The sequence below is a fragment of the Vibrio sp. 10N.286.52.F8 genome (assembly GCF_041468745.1).
Taxonomy (GTDB): domain Bacteria; phylum Pseudomonadota; class Gammaproteobacteria; order Enterobacterales; family Vibrionaceae; genus Vibrio; species Vibrio crassostreae_C.
Genome location: NZ_JBFRJF010000033.1, coordinates 52,434 through 71,937, shown reverse-complemented (window position 1 = coordinate 71,937; position 19,504 = coordinate 52,434). Strand labels below are relative to the sequence as shown.

15 protein-coding genes are annotated in these 19,504 nt (G+C 46.5%); 6 read left to right on the top strand and 9 right to left on the bottom strand.

Annotated elements, in window-relative coordinates; translation table 11 throughout:
• Window positions 1-45: 45 nt before the first annotated feature.
• Both hslU and hslV read right to left on the bottom strand, forming a co-directional pair.
• Window positions 46-1,386: an HslU--HslV peptidase ATPase subunit gene (gene hslU / locus AB4133_RS16160; RefSeq protein WP_017061150.1), complete on the bottom strand. Its 1,341-nt coding sequence runs from the start codon at window positions 1,384-1,386 to the stop codon at window positions 46-48.
• Between the two features lie 58 nt (window positions 1,387-1,444).
• Window positions 1,445-1,993 carry an ATP-dependent protease subunit HslV gene (gene hslV / locus AB4133_RS16155; RefSeq protein ID WP_004729692.1) on the bottom strand — a complete coding sequence of 183 codons (549 nt, stop codon included), beginning with the start codon at window positions 1,991-1,993 and terminating at the stop codon, window positions 1,445-1,447.
• Window positions 1,994-2,291: 298 nt separating this feature from the next.
• On the opposite strand from hslV, the gene AB4133_RS16150 reads away from it, so the two are divergent.
• Window positions 2,292-2,552 carry a hypothetical protein gene (locus AB4133_RS16150; protein WP_017061149.1) on the top strand — a complete coding sequence of 87 codons (261 nt, stop codon included), beginning with the start codon at window positions 2,292-2,294 and terminating at the stop codon, window positions 2,550-2,552.
• Window positions 2,553-2,660: 108 nt separating this feature from the next.
• On the opposite strand, the gene AB4133_RS16145 is transcribed toward AB4133_RS16150, so the two are convergent.
• From AB4133_RS16145 to priA, 3 genes are all read right to left on the bottom strand, one after another.
• On the bottom strand, window positions 2,661-3,200 hold the full coding sequence (locus AB4133_RS16145) for an SPOR domain-containing protein (RefSeq protein WP_017065989.1): 540 nt from the start codon (window positions 3,198-3,200) through the stop codon (window positions 2,661-2,663).
• Between the two features lie 122 nt (window positions 3,201-3,322).
• A complete protein-coding gene (gene cytR / locus AB4133_RS16140) occupies window positions 3,323-4,327 on the bottom strand; it encodes a DNA-binding transcriptional regulator CytR (protein WP_372225033.1) in 1,005 nt (334 codons plus the stop codon).
• Window positions 4,328-4,567: 240 nt separating this feature from the next.
• Entirely contained in the window at window positions 4,568-6,769 is a 2,202-nt protein-coding gene (priA, locus tag AB4133_RS16135) for a primosomal protein N' (RefSeq protein ID WP_372225032.1), read from the bottom strand.
• A gap of 333 nt (window positions 6,770-7,102) precedes the next feature.
• On the opposite strand from priA, the gene rpmE reads away from it, so the two are divergent.
• Together rpmE and AB4133_RS16125 are read left to right on the top strand one after the other, a co-directional pair.
• The gene (gene rpmE / locus AB4133_RS16130) at window positions 7,103-7,321 is read left to right on the top strand and encodes a 50S ribosomal protein L31 (RefSeq protein ID WP_004737142.1); all 219 of its coding nucleotides are present in this window, start codon (window positions 7,103-7,105) and stop codon (window positions 7,319-7,321) included.
• A 334-nt stretch (window positions 7,322-7,655) separates the two neighbouring features.
• Window positions 7,656-8,963: a malic enzyme-like NAD(P)-binding protein gene (locus AB4133_RS16125; protein WP_017063680.1), complete on the top strand. Its 1,308-nt coding sequence runs from the start codon at window positions 7,656-7,658 to the stop codon at window positions 8,961-8,963.
• Window positions 8,964-9,129: 166 nt separating this feature from the next.
• Here AB4133_RS16125 and metJ read toward each other — a convergent pair whose 3' ends face one another.
• Entirely contained in the window at window positions 9,130-9,450 is a 321-nt protein-coding gene (gene metJ, locus AB4133_RS16120; protein WP_004415993.1) for a met regulon transcriptional regulator MetJ, read from the bottom strand.
• A 208-nt stretch (window positions 9,451-9,658) separates the two neighbouring features.
• Between metJ and AB4133_RS16115 the strand changes: the two genes are divergently transcribed.
• From AB4133_RS16115 to metF, 3 genes are all read left to right on the top strand, one after another.
• On the top strand, window positions 9,659-10,840 hold the full coding sequence (locus AB4133_RS16115; protein WP_017061143.1) for an O-succinylhomoserine (thiol)-lyase: 1,182 nt from the start codon (window positions 9,659-9,661) through the stop codon (window positions 10,838-10,840).
• Between the two features lie 2 nt (window positions 10,841-10,842).
• Window positions 10,843-13,254, top strand: a complete 2,412-nt coding sequence (locus AB4133_RS16110) for a bifunctional aspartate kinase/homoserine dehydrogenase II (protein ID WP_372225029.1) — start codon at window positions 10,843-10,845, stop codon at window positions 13,252-13,254.
• Between the two features lie 297 nt (window positions 13,255-13,551).
• A complete protein-coding gene (gene metF / locus AB4133_RS16105; protein WP_004729683.1) occupies window positions 13,552-14,451 on the top strand; it encodes a methylenetetrahydrofolate reductase in 900 nt (299 codons plus the stop codon).
• A gap of 124 nt (window positions 14,452-14,575) precedes the next feature.
• Here metF and AB4133_RS16100 read toward each other — a convergent pair whose 3' ends face one another.
• The 3 genes from AB4133_RS16100 to argE all read right to left on the bottom strand — a co-directional run bounded on the left by AB4133_RS16100 (window position 14,576) and on the right by argE (window position 19,489).
• A complete protein-coding gene (locus tag AB4133_RS16100) occupies window positions 14,576-15,115 on the bottom strand; it encodes a PadR family transcriptional regulator (protein WP_017061141.1) in 540 nt (179 codons plus the stop codon).
• A gap of 348 nt (window positions 15,116-15,463) precedes the next feature.
• Window positions 15,464-18,100, bottom strand: a complete 2,637-nt coding sequence (gene ppc, locus AB4133_RS16095) for a phosphoenolpyruvate carboxylase (protein WP_017063683.1) — start codon at window positions 18,098-18,100, stop codon at window positions 15,464-15,466.
• Window positions 18,101-18,352: 252 nt separating this feature from the next.
• Window positions 18,353-19,489, bottom strand: a complete 1,137-nt coding sequence (argE, locus tag AB4133_RS16090) for an acetylornithine deacetylase (RefSeq protein WP_009848891.1) — start codon at window positions 19,487-19,489, stop codon at window positions 18,353-18,355.
• Window positions 19,490-19,504 lie beyond the last annotated feature (15 nt).

The following is a 19,504-nucleotide window of genomic DNA, read 5'->3' as shown; positions in this document are numbered from 1 at the left end:
GCTGCTATTTCTTTGAGATAGAGCAATAAGTTAGAGTTTGGTGTGCTACAGGATGAAGCGGCTTAGGTCTTCGTCTTCAACGAATTCGCCAAGTTTCGATGTTACGTAAGCTTCATCAATCACTAGCTTGCTGCCAGCTTTGTCTGTTGCTTCGAATGAAATCTCATCCATTAGACGCTCCATCACTGTGTGTAGACGACGCGCACCGATGTTCTCAGTGGTTTCGTTTACGCGCCATGCTGCGTCCGCAATCTGGTTGATGCCATCTTCAGTGAACTCAATGTTGACATCTTCTGTTTTCATTAGGGCAATGTATTGCTCTGTTAGAGATGCTTTTGGCTCAGTTAGGATGCGTTTGAAGTCATGTGCTGATAGTGCTTCAAGTTCTACGCGGATTGGTAGACGACCTTGTAGCTCAGGGATCAGGTCAGATGGCTTAGCCACTTGGAATGCGCCTGATGTGATAAACAAGATGTGGTCAGTTTTAACCATACCGTGCTTGGTTGATACTGTGCTGCCTTCGATAAGAGGCAGTAGGTCACGCTGAACACCTTCGCGAGATACATCTGGGCCTGAACTGTCGCCACGCTTACAGATTTTGTCGATCTCATCGATGAATACGATGCCGTTGTTTTCAGCGTTGAAGATCGCGTTCTCTTTCAGCTCTTCTTGGTTCACAAGCTTCGCAGCTTCTTCTTCCGTCAGTGCTTTGAATGCGTCTTTGATTTTCATCTTACGCTTTTTCTTGGTGTCGCCCGCTAGGTTTTGGAACATGCCTTGCAGCTGGTTTGTCATCTCTTCCATGCCTGGAGGTGACATGATTTCAACGCCCATTTGCGGTGCGGCTACATCAACTTCAATCTCTTTGTCATCTAGCTTACCTTCACGCAGTTTCTTGCGGAAAATCTGACGAGTGTTTGAAGAGGTTGTGTCTTCAGTTGATTGCTCGTTCTGACCCCAAGCATCACGCGCTGGTGGTAGAAGGGCATCAAGAATGCGTTCTTCAGCTTGTTCTTCAGCGCGGTATTGTACTTTTTCCATCGCTTGTTGGTGCGTCATCTTGATCGCAACGTCCGTTAGATCACGGATGATGGTTTCAACTTCTTTACCAACGTAACCCACTTCGGTGAACTTAGTCGCTTCTACCTTGATGAAAGGCGCGTTTGCTAATTTCGCTAGGCGGCGAGCGATTTCAGTTTTACCTACACCCGTTGGGCCAATCATCAGGATGTTTTTTGGCGATACTTCAACACGTAGGCTTTCTTCAAGCTGCATACGGCGCCAGCGGTTACGAAGAGCGATAGCCACTGAGCGCTTAGCGTTGTCTTGGCCGATAATGTGGCGATTGAGTTCGTGAACAATTTCGCGAGGAGTCATCTCAGACATGGTTTTTCCTTAATTCTTTAATCACTGTTGAATACAACGTTATTGATGGAAGCGGTCGTTACTCTGGCTTTGGCAGCTCAACGGTGCTTTCTAGTTCTTCAATAGTGTGGTGATGGTTGGTGAATACACAGATATCGCCTGCAATGTTCAGCGACTTTTCTGCGATTTCACGCGCATCTAAATCAGTATTTTCTAATAGTGCAGTCGCTGCTGCTTGAGCGAAGTTACCGCCCGAACCGATCGCAATCAGGTCGTTCTCTGGTTGAACGACGTCACCGTTACCAGTAATGATCAGTGAAGCGGTTTCATCCGCGACTGCTAGCAGTGCTTCTAATTTACGTAGAGCACGATCGCTACGCCAATCCTTCGCCAGCTCAACGGCAGCTTTGGTTAGGTGGCCTTGGTGCATTTGCAGCTTGCTTTCAAATTTTTCGAATAGCGTGAAAGCATCTGCCGTACCGCCAGCAAAACCAGCCAGTACTTTGTTGTTGTATAGGCGACGTACTTTACGGGCATTGCCCTTCATTACAGTATTGCCTAGAGATACTTGTCCATCACCCGCGATGACGACTTTATTATTACGACGTACAGATACAATGGTAGTCACGAGTCGACCTCTTTTGATTATTATTTATGGTTACTACTTATATGTGGCTCCACTATCATGAATTCAAGTGCCACTTTTAATGGTATGTCATATCAAAAAAACTAAATGTTACCAGTTGTTTCAAACATCCATTACCTGTTGAGCCTATGTGTGGCAAGGGTTGGTGGGTTAATAGTTTGTGATAAATATAAAAAAAGATAAAACAAATTTCTAACGTGAAATGGTTAACACTTTTTGTTTGATTTATAAGGAATGATGTTCACTAATCAGTGGTATTCACTGCATAAGGAGTAGTGTGATGAATAGTGACAATATCAGTTTTTTTAATAGAGATATGGATCTGGATGAGCTGTCTATACTGCATCATCTGATGTATCAGGAGGCGGGCGAGTGTTCAACAGAACATCTAAAAAACTCGGTCAACGTTTTTCTTAAACGTCCATTTCCTAACGTTTTAGCGCACTTGGATTTTTTTGGTTACATCGAGATAAATAAGGAGCAGGTCTACCTGACTGACTTTGGGCTTGAGTACTACGAACAAGTACCTCAGTTTCGTTAAAACGCACTCTTTTGATTAACATACTGGTATTGCTTGTGCGATGAACTATTGAACGCTTTCAAACAGCAATAGGGGGAATCCTCTTCCCCCTATTATATATTGAGTTGATTAAGACCCGTCTTTCCAAATAGCGCAAGGTTCAATTTTCGCTCGTTGCAGCTTATGGCGATCGCGTTCTGCGTCACGCTTCAACTTGTATGGCCCTAAAACCACACGGTACCAGCTACTGCCATCTTTCTTGCGGATCTCACTTGAGATACCTTGGAAGGCAATATCCAACTTACGTGCTTCTGCCTGCGACGAGGTTTTGTAAGCGCCACACTGCATGATGTAAGGGATCTTAGAGATCTGTTGCTCTTTGGCTTTTACTTCAATCTCGCGGCTTGGCAGCGTTTCAACGTAGTCCCACTTCTCTTCAGGAGGCGGCGGAATCACTTTCGCTGGTTTTGGCTTAGGTTTTGGTTTGGTTGCCACAGGCGTTGGTGTAGGCGGCTCAGGATCATTACTCAATAGGTAAAGTCCGTAACCAAAACCACCGGCAAGGAGGATCGCCAAAAGACCACTGCGCCAAGGTTTACGGCGAGGGGCTTGTTTTTTGGTCGGTTTTTTCGTGCCACGACCGCGCTTTACATAATCTCTATTAGCCACAAGACAATTCAATAGTTGCTGATTCTGCCCTCATGGTAATCCAGATTGCGCGAGGATAATAGTGCAGAAATGGAAGCGGCACATCAAAATGTGCCGCAGATTTATAAGGGTATTTCTAAGGGTTATATTCGAGGTGGCGCTGTACTGCCTCGAACCACTAATTTAGCTTCAAGCAGACGCGAACCTGCTTGCACATCGTTGCCTTTTAATAGATCAAGCATCATCAACATCGCTTGGCGTCCAATCTCATAACGAGGCTGAGAAATGGTGGTTAGCGGTGGATCGCAGTATTGAGCGAATTGGATGTCATCGAAGCCGACAATCGATAGGTCTTGAGGAACGCGCAAGCCCAGCTTCTTCGTTTCTTGAATCGCACCAATCGCCATCGCATCGTTGTGACAGAAGATAGCTGTAGGTTGTTCAGGAAGTGCCAGTAATTGACGAACCGCTTGAGCGCCCGCTTCAAAGGTGAAGTCACCGACCGTGCTATAGGCTGGATTCATTGAGACTCCGGCGCGACGCAGCGCTTGCTGGTAGCCTTGTTGGCGGAACTTACACAGTGTTGCCGATACTGGTCCTGAAATTTGAGCAATACGCTTATGACCTAACTGAGTTAGGTAGTTCACCGCTTCAAAGGCAGAGGTCAGGTTATCGATGTGTACCGTAGGCAGTTCAAGCTCAGGGGCAAACTCACACGCCATTACCATCGGCGGTAAATTCTTTTGTTCAGGTTTGCTGACATCAAACGGATGGTCAGTACCCAGCAGCAACATGCCGTCGGCTTGTTTGGTGAAAACTAAGTTAACAAACGAAGACTCGCGCTTCTTTTGCTGGCCGCTATCACCCAGTAGAACAAGGTAATCATTTTCTACTGCGGCATCTTCGATACCACGAATGATCTCGGCGAAATAAGGGTCACAGATATCAGGAACAATAGTGATGATGGTTTTTGATTCGTTGCGACGTAAGTTTCTAGCTAATGTATTGGGTGAGTATCCAGCTTCAAGTACTGCTGTTTCCACTCGTTTGCGAGTCGAAACTGAGACTTTCTCAGGGTTCATCAATGCACGTGATACCGTGGCTGTTGAGACGCCTGCTAGCTGGGCAACATCCTTCATTGTCGCCATAAATTAAACCCTCTTTTAAGTTCCTTTGCCGCCTAAGCATCTAAGGCGTGAATAATAAATGTAATCGAATAGATATTATGAAAGTGTTGCTAACACTTTTTTTATTGCAATATTTTATTCGTTTAATCCGTGTAAAGTTACGGCTAGATTAACAAAAATCACATGACTAGTGTGAAGTTGCTCACGATAAATATGAAATATTTGTGAACAAACTTATCATTAGTTTTAACCCAAGTGGGTTTAGCTCAAATCTTGCGGCTCAATATCGAGTGACCAACGGACTTTTTTCGCAGCAGGTAACATATTGATGGCCGGCTTGGCACTCATTAATAGCTTCTGCATTAACGAGCGCGTCTGAGTTTGTAAGATTAACTGCCAGCGAGATTTGCCCGCTCGTTTTGCTAACGGAGCCGGGGTTGGCCCTAACACCATGCAATATTGATCAAACAGCGGGTGCGATTCCAATGTGTGACGAACTTGACGTAAGAACTCTTCCACCAAGCGCGTGTCGTTCGCTTCTGCTCTAAACAGCGTCATAAAGGTATAAGGTGGCAACATAGCCTGTTTACGCTCTGCCAAGGCCGTTTGAGCAAAGTGGTTATAATCTTTATGTAGTAGCGCCTGCAGCAGCCCGTGTTCTGGGTGGTGCGTTTGTAAGATCACCTCACCTGGCTTACTAGCACGACCTGCACGACCAGCCACTTGAATAAAAAGCTGAGCAAGACGCTCAGAGGCTCGGAAGTCACTGCTGTATAAAGAGCCATCGACATCCAATAACGCCACGAGTGTCACATCAGGGAAATGGTGGCCCTTAGCAAGCATCTGCGTACCGATAAGAATTTGATATTCCCCCTTACGAATCGACTCTAGTGCGCTTTCTAAGCTGCCTTTACGGCGGGTGCTGTCACGGTCAATACGAATGGTTTTGTATTCAGGGAATAGTTGGCCAAGCTGAGCCTCTAACTGCTCGGTACCGACACCCACAGTCACTAAGTTCGCAGACCCACAACCTTGGCAATTGTGCACGATATGCTGTTGCGAGCCACAATGGTGGCAGCGCATTTCATTACTGTATTGATGGTAGGTATAGTACGCATCACAGCGCTTACACTCGGCTGTCCAACCACAATCGTGACACATCAATGCCGGAGAAAATCCTCGGCGGTTGAGAAACAACATCACTTGGTTGCCAGATTTTAGGTGTCGTTGCATCTCTGCAATCAATGACGCAGACAAGCCGCTTTCTAGGTATTCACCTTTTACATCTAGCACTTTATTGGTGGTTGGCAGTGCAACACCCGCACGTGAAGTAAGGGTGAGATAACTGTATTTACCAATCTGAGCGTTGTGCAGTGTTTCAAAGGCCGGAGTCGCCGAGCCTAACACTATTGGAATCTGTGCTTTATGAGCACGCATGATCGCCACATCTCGAGCGTGGTAGCGCAGGCTATCTTGTTGTTTATAAGAGGCGTCGTGTTCTTCATCGACAATGATAATGCCCAGATCCGCAAACGGCGTGAACAGAGCCGAACGGGTACCAATCACGATGCCCGCTATTTTATCACGCGCCGATAACCAAGCATTCAGTCGCTCAGAATCGTTTAAACCTGAGTGGATAACCTCAACAGGCACATTAAAGCGTCGTTTAAAGCGGTTAATTGTTTGAGGGGTGAGGCCAATCTCAGGCACGAGTACTAACGCTTGTTTACCTTGATCGAGAATCGGCTTAATCATATTCAGGTAAACCTCGGTCTTACCTGAGCCAGTGACGCCTTCTAACAGGAAACAACCAAAGTCGGTTTGGCTATTTACGGTCGCAATCGCGATGGCTTGTTCAGCATTGAGCTTAGGTTTGTCTTGGTCGTTTTCAAGATCAACTGGCCACGCCTGACGCTTCGGCTTTTTCTCTACCGATTCAATCCAGCCTTTCTCTTCTAGTGTCTTGAGTACGGCGCTGCCAACTTCTTCATCAATGAACTCTTGATGGGGAACGGGGCCGTGCTCAAGCATGTGCATCACTTTGGCTTGTTTGACTGCGCGACCAAAACCTTGCATCAGTTGGTCTTTGCCTGATGGAGTTAACTGCCACTCAACCAGCGTTGCGAAGTCGGCGGCTTTGCCTTTTCTTAGAGCGCTCGGAAGGGCGTTAGCAAAGGTCTCGCCAAGAGGGTACTGATAAAATTGACTGCACCACATTAACAGTGAATAGACAGATTCCGGCCAAACGGGTTGGTTGTCTAATAAGGCTTTAATGGGTTTGAGCTTGTCTAGCTCGAATTCAGATTCGTTAACCAGAGCCGTTACAATACCGGTTAAGGTTTGTCGTCCAAAAGGCACAGAGACGCGACCACCAATAATCGGGAATAGGTGGTTTGGAATCTTGTAATCGAACTGCTTGTCGAGTGGAACAGGCAGCGCCACACGGGCAATCATTGGACGCATAAAGGGACGGCTTTATCTGAATTGACGAGAGCGAACAGTCTAAAGGATAAGGCGGTTAAATTCGAGAAGCAGTTTGAATGTGATGTGGCAGAGAAGCGGGTGAGGTTGGGGCCAAGCCAAGAATTACAGCCAGCAAAGGAAATAACGCCGATATTGGCGAAAAATGTATCAAATCAGTTGATCCTGCTTTATAGATTCATTACTATACTGCGCCTTAAAGGTATGGCTTCATCACTCTTTTGTGTCGATGCGGTGTCTTTATTTCTTTTTTTAAACTACGTGTGGTGTGCGGCTTAGAATCGTATAGCGACACGGCCTACTTGAGGTTATCCCATGAAAGCTGGAATCCACCCAGAATACAAAGCAGTTACTGCAACTTGTTCTTGCGGCAACACATTTGAGTTCAACTCAACGCTAGCAAAAGAATCAATCCACCTAGACGTATGTGACAAATGTCACCCGTTCTACACTGGTAAGCAACGTATCGTAGATACTGGCGGCCGTGTTGATCGCTTCAACAAGCGTTTCGGTGCTCTTTCTAGCAAGAAGTAATTCTCGCTATTTAGACATGAAAAAGGACACTTCGGTGTCCTTTTTTGTTGCCTGTAATTTGAGAAAGCACTGACTTCTATTCAAGCATCACTCTCACCCAACGATAAGTTGCCTCTCTATTCTATTTCAGGGCAATTCCTTGCGTATCTCTCTTCACCAAAATTCAGCACGAAACTTCAACAAGCGATAGTAATTTCAACTGCTCACTGGTCTTATTAGTAGTGAAATCTCGTTTTTTAATGAGACAGAGGCTTCAACCACCTAGGAACTTTGAAGTACATCCATTAACATGAACAAGATCCCCCAAATAATAATATCCTAGGAACCTACACCTATGTCTGAAGACAGCAGCCAAGCTCAATCCTCTCAAGCGTTATCATCTGAAAAATCGTTATCGCCTCAAGAACAATTCCGTCAGCAAGCTCTTGATTACCATGAGTTCCCAATTCCTGGCAAAATTGCCGTAGAACTGACGAAGCCTGCAAACTCTGCAGAAGACCTAGCACTTGCATACAGCCCAGGCGTGGCTGAGCCTGTTCGCGAGATCGCACAGAACGTTGATAACGTTTATAAGTACACAGGTAAAGGCAACATGGTTGCAGTTATCTCTAACGGTACAGCGATTCTTGGCCTAGGTAACCTTGGCCCTATTGCTTCTAAACCTGTTATGGAAGGCAAAGCGCTCCTGTTTAAGCGTTTTGCTGGTTTAGATTCTATCGATATTGAAGTAAAACACCGCACAATCGATGAGTTCGTTGATACAGTTGCGAATATCGCAGATACATTCGGCGGCATTAACCTGGAAGACATCAAAGCACCAGACTGTTTTGAGATTGAACGTCGCCTGATTGAACGTTGTGATGTTCCGGTATTCCACGATGACCAACACGGTACTGCGATTGTAACGGCAGCGGGTATGCTGAATGCGATCGAGCTTCAAGGTAAGAAACTTGAAGAGTGTAAGATCGTTTGTTTAGGTGCTGGCGCAGCGGCGGTTGCTTGTATGGAACTACTGATTAAGTGTGGCGCTCAGCGTGAAAAAATCTACATGCTTGACCGTAAAGGTGTGATCCATACTCGTCGTGATGACCTAAACGAATACAAAGAGCTGTTCGCAAATAACACTGATAAGCGTACGCTTGAAGATGTTATCGAAGGCGCTGACCTGTTCTTGGGTGTATCGGGGCCGAATCTACTGCCTGCTGAAGCACTAACGCTGATGGCTGATAAGCCTGTTGTGTTTGCATGTTCAAACCCAGATCCAGAGATCAAGCCTGAGCTTGCACACGAAGTTCGTTCTGACCTAATCATGGGTACAGGCCGCAGTGATTACCCTAACCAAGTAAACAACGTACTTTGTTTCCCATTCATTTTCCGTGGTGCACTAGACGTGCGTGCGAGCGAAATTAATGACGAAATGAAGCTAGCGGCGGTTAAAGCGATTCGTGAACTGGCGAAAGAAGAAGTTCCAGCTGAAGTACTAGCAGCTGCGGGCGAGACTGCACTGGAGTTCGGTAAGGGTTACATCATTCCTAAGCCAATGGACCCACGTCTACTTCCTCGCGTAGCACGAGCAGTTGCGGAAGCGGCTGTTGAATCTGGCGTAGCTCGTATCGAGATGCCTGCTAACTATATGGCTTAATAGCTGTTGCTCTATTGAGCCAAAAAGAATAATAAAAAACCGACTCATCTGGAGTCGGTTTTTTTATGTCTATCATTCACAGCGCAATCATAAAAAGCTATGCGCGATGTGATAAATAAGGTTCAGCTAGAGCGAATCAATAATGAAGGCAGTGACTGAGTTGTTTTTATTCTTCGTCAAACGCTTCGAACTCGATACCCATCTCTGTCATCAGCTTTTTCACTTCAGCAGGAATATCGTCTGGGCGGTCTTTACGAAGGTCTTCATCCGTTGGTAGTGGTTGGCCTGTGTACGCATGTAGAAAGGCTTCGCACAGTAGCTCACTGTTTGTTGCATGGCGTAGGTTATTAATCTGGCGGCGAGTACGCTCGTCAGTAAGAACCTTTAACACTTTTAGAGGGATAGAAACTGTAATTTTCTTTACTTGTTCGCTTTTCTTTCCATGCTCAGCATATGGGCTTATGTATTCACCATTCCAGTCGGCCATTGCGTACCTTCATCACTTTAGTTGTTAGAATAAATTAATAGTGGTGATTTTAGCGGGATTTACTGCCATAAGCAAAGACATATAGACGTCTAGAAGTGTTGACGTCTCACGTTTATGAAAGTAAAGTGAATAACATATATCTAACACAGCCGCAAAATGCCGACAAGCCGCTGTGATTCTCAGACGCAAAACTTGTAAGGAAGCACCTATGAGCAGCCGGAAGCCAGCAACAATCGCAGTACGTACTGGTATCGAGTCAGACACGCAACACCATGCCGTTGTCCCACCCATTTATCTTTCGACTAACTATGGGTTTCCCGCTTTTGGTGAAGTGCCAAAGTACGATTACACCCGTTCTGGTAACCCAAACCGCGGTTTATTAGAGACGGCACTGTTTGAGCTTGAATCAGGCAAAGGCGCGGTTGTGACTAACTGTGGTACTTCGGCGCTTAACTTATGGGTTTCGGCTTTCTTAGGCGGCGATGATCTTATTATTGCACCGCACGATTGCTACGGCGGTACTTACCGTCTGTTTAACACTCGCTCGCTAAAAGGTGACTTCAAAGTTCTGTTCGTTGATCAATCGGATCAAGCTGCTCTGGATGCGGCGATTGCGCTTAAGCCAAAGTTGATCTTAATTGAAACCCCATCGAATCCACTGGTTCGTGTGGTTGATATTGCAGAAACTTGCCGCAAAGCGAAAGAGGTTGGTGCTCTGGTTGCTGTCGACAACACGTTTTTGACACCTGTGTTCCAAAAGCCTTTAGAGCTGGGTGCTGATTTTGTTATCCACTCAACCACTAAGTACATCAATGGACACTCAGATGTTATTGGTGGCGTTGTGGTCACTAAGACAGAAGAACACGCTGAAGAGTTAGCATGGTGGGGCAACTGTATTGGTGCGACCGGCACACCATTTGATAGCTACATGACTTTACGTGGTATTCGTACGCTAGGTGCGCGTATGCGAGTTCACGAAGAAAGCTCACGTGAAATTCTAGCGTCTCTGCAGCAACAAGATCTTGTTGGCACTATTTACCACCCAAGCCTTCCTGAACATCCGGGTCATGATATCGCGAAGAAACAGCAATCGGGCTTTGGTTCCATGCTCAGTTTTGAGTTTGCGGGCTCATTCGAGGCGCTTAAATACTTTGTTGATAAGTTAGAGCTGTTTTCTTTGGCAGAATCATTGGGCGGTGTTGAAAGCCTGATTTGTCACCCTGCGTCGATGACTCACCGCGCGATGGGTGAAGAAGCCTTAGCAGAAGCGGGTGTTTCTCAGCAACTACTGCGTCTATCTGTTGGCCTTGAAGATGCAGAAGACCTAATCGATGACCTCAAGCAAGCGTTTGAAAGAACACAGCGCTTTATCGCTGAAGGGGAGGGTTAATAATGGCAACCTTTCGCCAGCTACATAAATTTGGTGGCAGCAGTTTAGCGAATCCTGAATGTTACCAACGCGTGGTCAACATTCTTAGAGAATACTCATCAGCATCTGATTTGGTGGTGGTATCGGCAGCAGGCAAAACAACCAACCGTTTGATTGAATTTGTTGAAGCGCTCGACAAAGATGGTCGTATTGCCCATGAATGCCTACAAGCACTTCGTCAGTTCCAACTCGATCTGATTGAAGCACTGCTTGAGGGTGAATCAGCCGCACAACTTACTTCAACCATTCAACAAGAATTTACCGCTTTGGGTGAGCTAACGGCTCCCTTGAGCGAAGCACAAAAAGCAAAAGTGCTTGGACACGGTGAGGTTTGGTCTTCACGTCTACTCGCGGCTTTGTTGTGCCAGCATGATTTACAAGCCGTTGCTCAAGATGCGCGTGCTTTTTTACGTGCAGAAGTGGGCGCTCAGCCTGAAGTCGACCGCGCACGTTCTTACCCTCTGATCAAAGAAGCCTTGGCGCAGCATGCACATTGCCGCGTGGTGATTACGGGCTTTATGGCTCAGAACTGCGAGGGTGAAACGGTATTGCTTGGCCGTAACGGTTCGGATTACTCAGCAACCGTGATTGGTGCTTTGGCTGAAGTTGAACGCGTGACGATTTGGAGTGATGTGGCAGGCGTTTACAGCGCTGACCCTCGTCTGGTTTCAGATGCGTGTCTATTGCCTCTACTTCGCCTTGATGAAGCCAGCGAATTGGCTCGTCTTGCCGCTCCAGTGCTTCACAGCCGAACGCTACAGCCTGTGGCTCAAAGTGCTATGGATCTCAGCTTACGCTGCAGCTATCAGCCGGAGGCGGGCTCTACACAGATCGAGCGTGTACTGGCATCGGGTCGTGGCGCAAAAATCATTACCTCTTTGGATGAAGTGCTTATCGTGCAACTGACCTTTGGTCACGGCCATGATTTCGACCGTCTAGAGAGTGAAGTGCTTGAAGGGCTTAAGCGTGCTCAACTTGAGCCGCTTGCTTATGAGCTTGAACCGGATCAACACTGTTTGCGTCTTGCCTACACAGAAGAGATCGCTGGTGGTGCATTAGAATATCTCCAAGACCATGCGATTGAAGCGGAAATTAAGCTAAAAGAAGGTTTCTCTCTGATTGCTGCAGTGGGTGCGGGTGTGACTAAGAACCCTAACCATTGCTACGGTTTCTACCAGCAGCTTAAGAGCTCGCCGGTTGAGTTCATCTCAGAAGCGAACTCAGGCTTAAGCTTGGTGGCTGTGATTCGTAAGAGTGAAACATCAAGTCTAGTGAAAGGCATTCATTCTCAACTGTTCCAAGCGCAGAAGCGTGTTGCGATTGCCTTGTGTGGTAAGGGCAATATTGGTTCAAGCTGGTTAAGCCTGTTTGCTGAGCAAAAAGCGGAACTTGAAAAGCGCCGTGGAATGAACTTTGAATTGGTTGCCGTGGTTGATAGCCAAACCTATTGGTTCGACGATCAAGGCATTGATGCGACTTCGGTAGGTAAGCGCTTTGACGACGAAGCTATTGCTAACAATGGTAACGACTGGTTAGAGCGTTTGGGCTCTATTCAAGGTTATGACGAAGCAGTGGTTCTGGATGTGACTGCGAGCCCAGTGCTTGCAGCAAAGTATCTGCAAATCGCACAACAAGGTATTCACCTAATCTCGGCGAACAAGGTGGCAGGTTCTGCATCGAGCGAGTATTACCATCAAGTACAAGATGCTTTCGCTAAGATCAGCCGTCATTGGTTGTACAACGCGACAGTGGGTGCTGGATTGCCGATTAACCACACGGTACGTGACCTACGTGAAAGTGGCGATGACATCATTGCGTTGTCTGGCATTTTCTCGGGCACGTTGTCTTGGTTGTTCCAACAGTTTGATGGCACCGTGCCGTTCAGCGAGTTGGTTGACTTAGCATGGCAACAAGGCCTTACGGAACCTGACCCTCGTGCTGACCTAGATGGCTCAGACGTGATGCGTAAGCTGGTGATTCTGGCGCGTGAATCTGGTTTGGATATCGAACCTGAAAACGTAAAAGTGGAATCACTGGTACCTGAAGAGTTGCAAGACCTGTCGGTAGATGACTTCTTTGATAAGGCTTCTGTGCTAAGCGAAGAGTTGGCGGAGCGCTTAGAGAAAGCGCACTCTCAACAGAAGGTTCTGCGTTACGTAGCGCGTTTAGAGAAGAATGGTAAGGCAACCGTAGCTGTTGAAGCCCTATCTAAAGAACACGCTCTAGCGAACTTGCTGCCTTGCGATAACATCTTTGCGATTGAGAGCAAATGGTACAAAGATAATCCGTTGGTTATTCGTGGCCCAGGTGCCGGTCGTGAAGTAACGGCAGGTGCAATTCAATCTGATCTAAACAGAATGTCTAGTCTGTTCTGATACTCATATCGGTTGGTTTGAAACTCAGATCAATTGTTTTAGTACGTAAATGGCATACTATTCACTAAGATAAATAAGGCTGAAAGCACGATGTGTTTTTCAGCCTTTTTTCTACATTATTTCTGCTTTGCGACCCATCTAACGACTTGAGTTTTACTCACGATCTACTTGAGAAAAATTCATAATGGATCTGTTGACATTAAATCGTATTCAATACATTCTACAGACATATAGACGTCTAAACGTCGTTTAAGGATTTGAGTTTTTAGTGGTTGCTTTTGCCACAGGGAGAGTAAGATGGGATACACACACGCTAGTCATATCGACGCTTTAAATCAGAATATCGCTGAGCTTTCTGACAACATCAATGTGTCATTTGAGTTTTTTCCACCGAGCAGTGAGAAGATGGAAGAGACCCTGTGGAACTCTGTTCACCGCCTTAAAACACTTCAACCAAAATTTGTATCGGTAACTTACGGTGCAAACTCGGGTGAACGTGACCGTACCCACTCAATCATTAAAGAAATTAAAAACCAAACCGGCCTAGTGGCTGCACCGCACCTAACGTGTATTGATGCAAGCCGTGAAGAGCTGATTCAAATTGCCGACGATTACTGGGCAAATGGTATCGAGAGTATTGTTGCGCTACGTGGTGATATTCCAGCAGGCGGCGGCGCGCCAGAGATGTACGCATCTGACCTAGTCGAGCTACTTAAATCTCGCCACGATTTTGATATCTCAGTAGCGGCATTCCCTGAGGTTCACCCTGAAGCAAAAAGCGCTCAATCTGATCTTATTAACCTAAAGCGTAAAGTGGATGCGGGTGCCAACCGTGCCATCACTCAGTTCTTCTTTGATGTAGAGAGCTACCTACGCTTTCGTGACCGCTGTGTAGCGGCTGGCGTTGATGTTGAGATTGTACCGGGCATTCTGCCGGTTTCTAACTTCAAGCAAGCATCTCGCTTTGCTGCGATGAACAACGTAAAAGTACCGGGCTGGATGGCGAAGCAGTTTGAAGGTTTGGATGATGATCCAACGACTCGTCAGCTTGTTGGTGCTAGCCAAGCAATTGATATGGTTCGTACACTGAGCCGTGAAGGTGTGAAAGATTTCCACTTCTACACGCTAAACCGTGCAGAAATGACTTATGCACTTTGCCATACGCTAGGTGTTCGTCCGCAAGTCGCTGCGCTGTAAGAAAAGTCTAAGAAGTAAAGCCTAAGCACTTGTAAAAAGCCTCTGGCAGTAACATTTCAAATCCTATAGATACAAAAAAGGCTTGGACTCATAGAGTTCAAGCCTTTTGCTTTTCTAGCTTAACTTAAGCTAGAGCGCCAAGTTCAAGCAGTACTTCTTCAGCCCATACAATCCATGCTTCACGGATAAGTAGGTTACGACGAAGTGTTAGACGCTCAAGGCGTGCTTGCTTGTCTAGTGTCGATGGCGTTGCGTAGTAAGCTGCTTCGATTTCACGGTAGTGAGAAACCAGTTTGCGAGACTCTTCTACTAGCTCAGCAAGTTGTACACGGTAAGCGTCAGAAGGTTGTACAGCACAAGCCATTAGCTTAGCTGAGAACTCGTCACGAACGGTTGGGTGTGCAGTTGGTTGTTCAAACCATTCACCTAGCGCGCCACGGCCAGCATCAGTGATAGAGTAAACTTTACGATCAGGTTTGCCTTCTTGAGGCTCAAGCACGCAAGTTACCTGGTCGTTCTGAGCCATTTTATTTAGCTCGCGGTAAACTTGTTGATGGCTAGCTTTCCAGAAGTAACCAATGCTTGCGGAGAATTCTTTTGTGATATCGTAACCAGTAGCATCGCGTGTACTTAAAACGGTTAGAATTACGTGTGGTAATGACATGTCTGAAATCCAAATGGTAAACAGTAAACAAATACTTAAACAACAAGTGTGCTTCTAATGGCACGTTATATTGGTTATGTCTAAGTAGCACCAACTCATCGGTTGGTTATGTCACCTTACAAAGCCGTTTATCACCTAGGTTGACCAGTTTATTGGTCAAGATGCTGCAGATTATTTTTTGGAGTGTTTCCGCAGCGGAGCAGTAGTATATCTAAATAATAAGCATAAAGTAGAATACATGGACAAAATAACCCAAAAAACTGACAAAAAACTCAGTATTGCTTATTTTGTGAAATAAAAAGGTCGCACTAGGCGACCTTTTGTCTGTTGAATGGTAGGAATCACTAATTAACCAGTGTTTCGCATGCCTGCTGCAATGCCTGCAATCGTCACCATTAGCGCTTCTTCAAGCTCTGCTGGTGGTGTTTCACACTTACGAGTACGGTAAAGCAGTTCAGCTTGAAGCATGTTTAGTGGCTCAACGTAGATGTTACGTAGGCGGATTGACTCAAGTCCCCAAGGGTCGCTCTGCATTAGGTTCTCGTTGTTCTCAACATTTAGCACGGCTTTGATGTCTTTTTGCAGCTGTTCACGCAGTAACTCACCTAATGGTAATAGCTCTTCGTCAACAAGGCGTTGGTCGTAGTACTTAGCGATTTCCATGTTGCACTTCGAGTACACCATTTCCAACATACCGAGACGGGTAGAGAAGAACGGCCACTCGCGACACATCTCTTCGAGCAGGGCTTGATGGCCTTGATCTACAGAGTACTGAATCGCTTCACCAGCGCCTAACCATGCAGGCAGTACCAAACGGTTTTGGCTCCAAGAGAAGATCCATGGAATCGCACGTAGGCTTTCTACGCCGCCGTTCGGGTTACGTTTCGCAGGGCGAGAGCCAAGAGGCAGTTTACCTAGCTCCAGTTCAGGTGTCGCTTGACGGAAGTAAGGTACGAATTTCTCTTCACCACGAACCACGTTACGGTAAGCCTCACAAGAGACTTGAGACAGCACTTCCATTAGGTCGCGCCACTCTTGTTTAGGCTCAGGTGGTGGTAGAAGGTTTGCTTCTAGAATCGCACTTGCGTATAGGTTAAAGCTGTTTACAGCAACATCTGGTAAGCCAAGTTTAAAGCGGATCATTTCGCCTTGCTCTGTTACACGTAAACCGCCTTTCAAGCTCTTAGGTGGCTGAGAAAGAAGAGCAGCGTGCGCCGGAGCACCACCACGACCAACCGTACCGCCACGACCGTGGAATAGAGTCAGTTCAATGCCTTCTTCATCACAAACCTTAACCAGTTTGTCCATTGCATCGTATTGAGCCCAACCTGCAGACATTACGCCCGCATCTTTCGCTGAGTCAGAGTATCCGATCATCACCATTTGGTGATTCTGGATAAAGCCACGGTACAAGTCGATGCTCATTAGCTGTTTCATCACTGCTTCTGAGTTGTTCAAGTCGTCTAGCGTTTCGAACAGTGGACACACGTCCATGCGATACGGGCAACCACACTCTTGCAGCAGCAAGTGAACAGCCAGTACATCCGATGCAGTACGAGCCATAGAAATCACGTAAGCGCCGAAGGCTTCACGAGGTTGAGCAGCGATGACCTTACAGGTGTCTAAAACCTCTTTAACCTGTTCAGATGGCTCCCAATCACGAGGAAGTAGTGGGCGCTTAGAGCTTAATTCATTGGTTAAGAAAGCAATCTTGTCTTGCTCGCTCCACTGGTCGTAGTCGCCAATGCCTAGGTAGCGAGTCAGTTCAGACAGCACATCTGAGTGACGTGTACTTTCTTGACGAACATCGAGACGCACTAGGTGTACACCGAATGCTTTTAGGCGGCGCAAGGTATCAAGTAGAGAACCGTCTGCGATTACGCCCATGCCACATTCGTGCAGCGATTGGTAACACGCGTAAAGCGGTGTCCAAAGTTGGTCGATGTTCTGTAGTGTTTCTTTCTTCGGTACTTCAGCATCATGCAGTTTTGCATCCAGCACTTCTAACGTGTTGTTCAGCAGAGTACGTAGGCTCTTTAGGATTGCTCGGTAAGCTTCATGCTCATCACCCGCTAGTTCACGAACGGCATCATTACACTTAGTCATCGATAGTTCGGTAATCAGCTCGTTTACGTCACCTAGGTAAAGGTCAGCGGCTTTCCAGCGAGATAGGCGCAGTACTTCTTTGGTGATGGTGTGCGTTACGAATGGGTTACCATCGCGATCACCGCCCATCCAAGATGAGAAGTGTACCGGGCGCGCATCAATTGGTAGACCTTCACCAAGGTAGCCTTTTAGTCGGCCGTCCATTTCACGTAGGAAATCTGGTACAGCTTCCCAAAGTGAGTTTTCAACAACCGCAAAGCCCCATTTCGCTTCATCAAGTGGCGTAGGGCGTTGCTGACGAATCACATCTGAGTGCCAACCTTGAGCGATAAGTTGCTCTAGGCGACGTTCTGTTTTCACGCGCTCTTTGTGTGATAGGTCGCTTAATTCTAATTTAGACAGACACTCGTTGATCTTAACCAATTTGTTGATCATGGTGCGACGAGTGATTTCTGTTGGGTGTGCAGTCAGAACGAGTTCAATGTTCAGGTCGCGAACGGCTTGAGCCGCATCTAGCTTGCTGATGTCATTCTGGTTTAATTTGGAAAATAGAGATTGCAGCACGTCTGGTTCGCAAACATGCTCCTCACAGTGGCGAGAGATGGTGTGGTACTGCTCTGCCATGTTGGTGAGGTTGAGAAATTGGTTAAATGCACGAGCAACAGGAGTGAGTTGTTCGTTCGGCAGGTTTTTGATTTCTTCAACTAGGCTGTCACGGTCAGCTTTGTTGCCTGCGCGGGCGGATTTGGAAAGTTTACGGATAGTCTCCACTTTCTCTAAGATAACGTCACCATGTGCATCTTGGATTGTGTTACCTAGCAAGCGTCCCAGCATGCTTACGTTACTCTTGAGAGCGGCGTATTTCTCGTTCATTGTCATCCTGCCTCGTAAAAAAATTACATCCATTGTTCCTTGTTAAGTACACAATCTAGCGAAAAGTGCTGTATCTAGTCAAATAAAGCATTCTAAGTTTGCAATTATTAGTTTTCGAAATGCGGGAGAAGTAAATTTCCCAATAGTTCGGAATTAAAGTGAAATTTAATTACAAGATCAGGCTGTGCCTGGGATAACAGAATAAAAGCCACCTTTTCGGGTAGCTTTTATACGAAAATATTGGAAGAAAAGTAATAACTAGAAACAATATTTGCGGATCGACTTACTCAGAACATCAATCGTTGGATCGATAAAATCGAAGCTTAGGAACTCATCTGGTTGGTGAGCTTGGTCGATTGAGCCTGGACCCAGCACTAAGGTTGGGCAAAGTTCTTGAAGGAAAGGGGCTTCTGTACAGTAGTTCACGGTTTGTGATTCAGTTTCGCAAACTGATTCCATGCCACCGATAAATGGATGGTCATGTTGGCACTCGTAACCCGGGATAGGTTCGTGCAGTGGCGTAATCTCAATTCTGCCCGGCCATTTTGCTTCTACTTCTTTGAGTGCGCTGCGCAGCATGTTATCCAAACCATCTAAGCTGATACCCGGTAAAGGACGTACATCGTAGTGCAGCTCACAGCAACCACAGATACGGTTCGCGCTGTCGCCACCGTGAATATGGCCAAGGTTTAGAGTGGGGCTTGGAATTGCGAAACCCGGGTGGTGATACTCTTTGACTAGCTTGTCACGCAGTTGCATTAAAGCGAACAACACTTCATGCATGATCTCGATGGCGTTGACACCTAATGCAGGATCAGAAGAGTGACCTGATTTACCCGTTACTCGCACAGCGTTAGCAACATGGCCTTTATGGCCACGAATCGGCACAAGGCTGGTTGGCTCACCAATAATGCAGTAATCCGGTTTAAACGGTGCATTTTCAGTGAAATGACGCGCACCCAGCATGGTGGTCTCTTCGTCACAGGTTGCCAATACATATAGCGGCTTGGTCTGTTTGCTCCAATCCATCTTCTTTGCCGCTTCATAAACGAAAGCGAAAAAGCCTTTCATATCGGCTGTGCCTAATCCATAGAAGCGATTGTTGTGTTCTGTTAGTGCGTGAGGGTCGAAGTTCCAACGTCCTTCATCAAATGGCACTGTGTCGCTGTGTCCTGCGAGTAGCAAGCCACCTTCGCCCGATCCCATCTTAGCGACCATATTATGCTTGCCGGGTTCGACTTCCACGACTTCAACGCTAAAGCCTACGTCTTTAAACCATTGAGCCATTTTTTCGATCACTTTCTCGTTGCCATGATCCCAGCTTGGATCGGTCGAGCTAATAGAGTCTGTGGAAATTAGGCCTTTGTAGACCTCAAGAAAACTCGGTAATTGCATAATAACTTCACTTCT

Coding starts and splice junctions, on each gene's coding strand:
- hslU (WP_017061150.1), bottom strand. CDS start 1,386: ATGTCTGAGATGACTCCTCGCGAAATTGTTCACGAACTCAATCGCCAC.
- AB4133_RS16150 (WP_017061149.1), top strand. CDS start 2,292: ATGAATAGTGACAATATCAGTTTTTTTAATAGAGATATGGATCTGGAT.
- cytR (WP_372225033.1), bottom strand. CDS start 4,327: ATGGCGACAATGAAGGATGTTGCCCAGCTAGCAGGCGTCTCAACAGCC.
- priA (WP_372225032.1), bottom strand. CDS start 6,769: ATGCGTCCAATGATTGCCCGTGTGGCGCTGCCTGTTCCACTCGACAAG.
- rpmE (WP_004737142.1), top strand. CDS start 7,103: ATGAAAGCTGGAATCCACCCAGAATACAAAGCAGTTACTGCAACTTGT.
- AB4133_RS16125 (WP_017063680.1), top strand. CDS start 7,656: ATGTCTGAAGACAGCAGCCAAGCTCAATCCTCTCAAGCGTTATCATCT.
- metJ (WP_004415993.1), bottom strand. CDS start 9,450: ATGGCCGACTGGAATGGTGAATACATAAGCCCATATGCTGAGCATGGA.
- AB4133_RS16115 (WP_017061143.1), top strand. CDS start 9,659: ATGAGCAGCCGGAAGCCAGCAACAATCGCAGTACGTACTGGTATCGAG.
- AB4133_RS16110 (WP_372225029.1), top strand. CDS start 10,843: ATGGCAACCTTTCGCCAGCTACATAAATTTGGTGGCAGCAGTTTAGCG.
- metF (WP_004729683.1), top strand. CDS start 13,552: ATGGGATACACACACGCTAGTCATATCGACGCTTTAAATCAGAATATC.
- AB4133_RS16100 (WP_017061141.1), bottom strand. CDS start 15,115: ATGTCATTACCACACGTAATTCTAACCGTTTTAAGTACACGCGATGCT.
- ppc (WP_017063683.1), bottom strand. CDS start 18,100: ATGACAATGAACGAGAAATACGCCGCTCTCAAGAGTAACGTAAGCATG.
- argE (WP_009848891.1), bottom strand. CDS start 19,489: ATGCAATTACCGAGTTTTCTTGAGGTCTACAAAGGCCTAATTTCCACA.